The organism is Microbacterium sp., assembly GCF_051953575.1.
GTDB lineage: Bacteria > Actinomycetota > Actinomycetes > Actinomycetales > Microbacteriaceae > Microbacterium.
Genome location: NZ_JBQCIP010000268.1, coordinates 1 through 5,400 on the forward strand (window position 1 = coordinate 1; position 5,400 = coordinate 5,400).

At 70.4% G+C, this 5,400-nt stretch carries 1 protein-coding gene; it reads right to left on the bottom strand.

Features of this window, described 5'->3' with window-relative positions; translation table 11 throughout:
• Positions 1–122: 122 nt before the first annotated feature.
• The coding region (locus tag ACTHNQ_RS16885) for a family 16 glycoside hydrolase (protein WP_440335115.1) at positions 123–5,400 on the bottom strand (5,278 nt) is incomplete at its 5' end.

The window sequence follows — 5,400 nt, forward strand, 5'->3', positions numbered from 1 at the left end:
CGCCTGGCGGAGCGGGGGGGCCCCCCCCCCCCAGCGGCGAACCAACACCCCCCGCCCGCCCGTTTGCGGGGGGGGGGGCGGCGGGGGCCGGGGGTGTGGGGGGGCCCCGGCCACCCGCTCCGCTACTTCGTGACCGTCACCTTCAGCGGGGCGCTCACCGTCGTGCCGGCGGCGTTGGTGAACTCGACCGTGTAGGTGTACGTGCCCTTCGCCTTGCCCGAGACCGGCAGCGACGCGTGCTGCGCGGCCGGGGACGCTGCCGTCAGGGTTCCCGAGCCGACCTCGGCGCCGTTCTCGAGGAAGCGGTACGAGGTCGCGTTGGTGCCCCACCACAGGTCGGCGGTCACGGTGTACGAGCCGTCGCCGTCCTTGTTCGGCGCCGACAGCACGGGCTTGCCGGGCGACGCGTCGGTCACCTTGACGGTGAGCGGCTGCGTGGCCGTCGCGCCCTTCGAGTTCACCAGCTCGCCGGTGAAGACGTACGTGCCGTTCGGGAGTCCCGCGATGTCGACGACCGCGCGCTGCGCGGCGGGGGTCATCATCGTGAGCGGCACCTTGGCGACGAGCTCGCCGTCCCGGTAGAGCTTGAACAGCTGGCCGTTCTCGCCCCACCACAGGTCCATCGTCGCCTGGAACGTGCCGTCCTTGAGCCCGGTGTCCCAGCCGTCGTTCGACGACAGCACACCCTTGCCGGGGGCCGTCTTGGCGCCGTCGTTCGACGAGACCTCGGGGAGTGTCAGCGCCGCGGTCGCCGCCGACCGGTCGCCCTCGCCGAGCACGTTCACCCCGACGACCTCGTAGGCGTGCGTCGTGCCGAGCTCCAGCGCCGCGATCGTGCACGTGGTCTTGGTCGTCTCGCACACGGGCTCGGTGCCGCCCGCCTCGTAGACGCGGTAGCCGGTGAAGCCGGGACCGGCCGGCGACGAGGCATCCCATGACACCCGGATCGACGTGTCGCCCGCGAGCGCCGCCTGCACGTTCTGCGGGGCGGCGGCCTTCGTGGTGTCGGCGACGGCGAGCCACGAGATCACCGGCTTCTCGCTGCCCGCGCCCTCGTTGGTCACGACGTAGTCGACCGTGGCCGGCGCCGTGAGTGTGAAGGTCAGCGCGGCGGCGAGCGGCGTGCTCGTCCCCGACAGCGGCACGGTGCCCTTCGCGAGCTCCGTCCCGGCGACGGAGACCGTCTGGTACATGGCGCGGTTGATGTTCCACCACTCCGTGAAGCCGCCCGTCAGCGTGTACGTTCCGGCGTCCAGCGGCAGGCGGTAGATCAGCTTCGTCGTGTCCTGGTACAGGCCCGTCGAGTACTTGTCGTTGATGTCGGTGGCGCTCTTGGTCTTCATGCCGTCGGCGACATATCCCCACTGGTCGGCCGCGGTCGACACCTGATCGACCTTGTCATTGCGGAGGGACACCGACCCCGCCACCGCCGTGTACTGCGGCGAGGCCGCACCGCTCGTGCCCGAGTCGATGTAGTACACGAGTGCCGGGGGCACGATCTCGTACCGCGCGACGACGGCCTGGTCCGTGCCGGTCAGGCGGCCGGTCAGCGTGAGCGTCGCATACTCCGTGCGCGGCTGCGCGGCCGAGGCGGCATCCCATTCGACGTCCTTCTCGGCCCCGGCCACCACGACCGTGCCGGGCAGCTCGTCGGCCACGCCGAGGGCCCCCTGCACGCCGAGGTCGCGCGGCAGGCTCTGCACGTAGACCAGCGCGAGCCTGGCGTTGTAGCCGCTCGTGCCGTTGGTGCCGAACTCCAGGTCGACCACCGCGTCCTGGTCGAGCGTCAGCGTCTGCGCCACCGGAGTGGCCGACCCGGTCGACACCGCCGTCTTCGTCGTCGATGCGCCCGCGGCGGTCACCTTCGAATAGACGTTGGTCGTCAGCCCCGCGCGCGGCGCCTGCACCCCGACGAGGTTGTACGAACCGGCCGGCAGGGCGAGGTGGTACGTGATCGGCTTGTTGTAGTCCGCTCCGACGTACGACGAACCCCAGTCCTGGGGCGACCCCGCCGCGAGCGTGGTCGCCGTCGTCGAGTAGCCCCACGTCTCACCCGCCGCGGCGCCGTCCCACTTCTGGTCGGCGGCGTCGTTGCGCAGCCCCGGGAAGACCGTGCGCACAGCGGCGTACGCGGATCCGTCCGCTGCCCCCGACGAGCCCGAGTCGATGAAGTACTCCAGGTCGGCCGGCGCGACCAGCACGGTCGCGCTGAACCGCTGATAAAGGCCGGAATCGAGCTTCTCGGTCGAGCGTCCGGTCGCGACGAACGTGCCGAGCTCGGCAGCGGTCTTCGCGGCGTCCACCGCGCTGAGGCTCCACGTCACCTTCTCGTCCGCGCCCTTCAGCTCGAGGTGCGACGGCAGCGTGCGGGCCTTCGACGTGATGCCCACCACGCCCAGGTCGACGACGTCGGGGCTCACGTCCTTCGGGGTGAGCCGGTCGGTGGCCGCCGTCAGCCGGGCCGACAGCGCGGTCGCGCCCTCGGCGTCCAGCCCGTAGGCGACGGGATCGGATGCCGCCGCCTCGGCGTCCGCCTTCACTGCGGCGAACACCGCCCACGTGTCTGCGCTGTACTCGCTCTCGGCCAGGTCATCGACGGACGCGACGAGAGCGGCGAGCGCCGCGGTGTCGACCTTGGCCGGGTCCGCCGTGGCGGTGACCACCCCGACCGCGTCGACGTTGATCGAGCTGTCGTTGGCGGTCTTGATCACGACCGTGTGCGGCTTGTTCGCGAGACCTCGAAGCTGGAACGCGGTCCGCTCGCTGCCGGCGTTGTAGGTCGGGGCGCCGGCGACGACGGGAACGCCGTCCACCACGACGTCGAGCGTCGGTGCGCCCGTGTTGGTGCCGATGATGTCGAGGCCCGTGCCGGTGAAGGCGTAGGTCATCGCGGCACCCTTGGCGGTGCTCTTGGATGCCGTGCGCTGCCACTCGAACATGCCCTGGCCGTTGACGTGGCTCCAGTTGGCGTCGAACTGCAGCACGGGCACCGAGGTGTCGGCCCAGCTGGTCTGGTGCATCCCGTCGATCATGGCGGCGTAGTACGGCGTGTAGCCGGGGACGGTCTCGACCTTCAGGTTGTCGAACTGCACGAAGGTGAAGCTCGAGCCGAGCTGGATGCGGCCGGTCGCCTGGGGTGCGGCATCCGTGTAAGTGGCGACCTGCACGCCATTGACGAAGGCCGTGTACACCGACCCAGCCACCTTCACGGCGATGCTGTTCCAGACGCCGGCGCCGGTCTTGAAGCCCGCGTCGGCCGGGACGGTGCCGCTGGAGAGGGTGGCGCCGAAGCGCTGGAAGGTCCATGCCCCGGTGGGCTCGATCCTGAGCTCGGCGGCCGAGACGCCCTGGCCGTTGGCGGTGCCGCCCTGCTCACGGGCGCCGATCGTCGCGTACTGCGACCCCGTCGCCTCGAACAGCACGTCCGCCGACACGGTGTAGTTCGCCCAGCGTGCGTCGCCGATCGTCGCCTTCGGGTCGCCGCCGTTCCACGCGCTGCCCGCCATACCCGGTCCGACCTGCTGGCGCAGCACGCGCCCGTGGGCAGCGTCCTGCGTCGCCACGGACTCGAAGGCGCCGTTCGTGTCGTTCGTGTAGCGCGGCGTCGCGCCGTTGTCCTCGCTCTGGACCGCGGGCGTTCCGGCGGGCTTGGCCTTGTCGCCGCGGGCGGCGAGGTACGCGACGCCGCTGTCGACGAGCGCGCCCGTCTGCGGGTCGTAGCCCTTGATGGTGCCCTCTTCGCGGTAGTCGAAGTCGTCGGCGTAGAGGAACGCGTCGTCGGTCACGCCGTTGACGTTGCCGCTCGCGTCGGTGTCGAGCACGTCGCGACCGCCGTCGGCGTCGGTGTACTCCTTCGACGTCGGCAGACTCGAGCCGTAGCCGTCCTTGGCGACGAGCGAGCCGTCGGCCTTCGCCGTGGCATGGTCGAGCGTCGTGATGGTGACGGTCGACCAGGGCTTCACCGTGACCGTGTACGAGCCGTCTGCGGCGGGCTGCACCTCGGCGACCGGCTTCAGGTAGTTCGCGTCATACGTCTGCCCGGCGTCGGCGGCGCGGGTCTGCCACACCTCGGCCGTCCCGTCGGCACCGAGGTTCAGGTCTTTCGCGACGACCCGATAGGTCTTGGCGAACTTCGAGTCGTTGACCACCACCGTCGAGAAGTCCGACGCGTCGGGCGCCGCGAGCGTCGTGTACGACGCCCCGCCGGCGCGGGCGCCGCTGGGCGGGTTGCCCGTGCCCAGCTCGCTCTTGGAGGCCTGCGGGATCGCCCGCCAGATGCCGGCGGTGTTGTCGGCGTTCTCCCACCCGAGCGTCGCGAACTGCGTGAACTGCTCGAGCACGGCCAGTCCGCCGTCGTAGTACAGCCAGCCCGACCACGGGTCGCGGGCGTTCACGAGCTCCTTCGACGAGTACTGGAACCCGTCGTAGAACGAGCCGATCGCGGGCTGGAAGATGTTGAGGGTGCGACGCGAGGCGGCGAAGCCGGTCGTGATCCAGTTGCCCATCTCGAGCGCGCTGTTCGTGCCGCCGAACTCGGTGCCGCTGCCGCCCTGCTCATCGCTCGCGTTGTTGTTGGGGCGGTCGGCCGAGCTCGAGAACGTCGACTGGCCCTCGGAGTTCCACACCTCCTGATCGAGCTGCTCGGCGATCTTCTTCATGTTGCCCGCGCTGTCGTCCGCGCTGGAGTAGTGGAAGCCGACGATGTCGACCGCGTCGCGCAGCGACGGGTCCGTGGCCGAGGTCATCGCGTTGCCGAACGACACCGGCGGCGTGCCGACGGTGTCGGCGGCGACCGTGCGGATCGCGTGGAACAGGTCGGCCTCCTGCTGCGACGCGAAGCCGTTGTTCGGGTCGCCCGCGACGGCGCCCTCGTAGCCCTTGACGTCGTTCTTCACCCAGCCGGCGAAGTCCTTGTACAGCTGGATGTTCGGGCTGCCGGTCTCGTTCGTGTCGGGGTTGATCGAGTCGACCATCACGCCGTACTCGCGGTACGCGGCGAGCACGGTGTTCTTGAACCAGACGTACTGGTCGGCGTCGTTCGCCACCCACGCGGGACGGTTCCAGCGCAGCAGGCTGAGGTGGATGTCGCCGTGCGCGACCAGCTGCGCGTCGGCCGCCAGCTGGAAGCCGGGCTCGCGCAGCACGTTCGGGTACTCGTCGCGGGTGCGCATGGTCGAGGCGTTGGGCCCCGTCGAGGTGTTGCGGTCGTTGCCCATCTCGATCTTGACGGTCGTCATGATCGGGTGGTCGCCGCCGAACAGCGTCTCGATGAGCTCCCAGTACTTGTCGGGATGCTGCGACTTGTAGTCCAGCAGCAGCGCACTGGTCGAGTTGGCCGACAGCACGCCGAAGCCCTTGAAGGTCAGGCCGTTCTTGTTGAGCGCCGCCGCGGCGACGTCG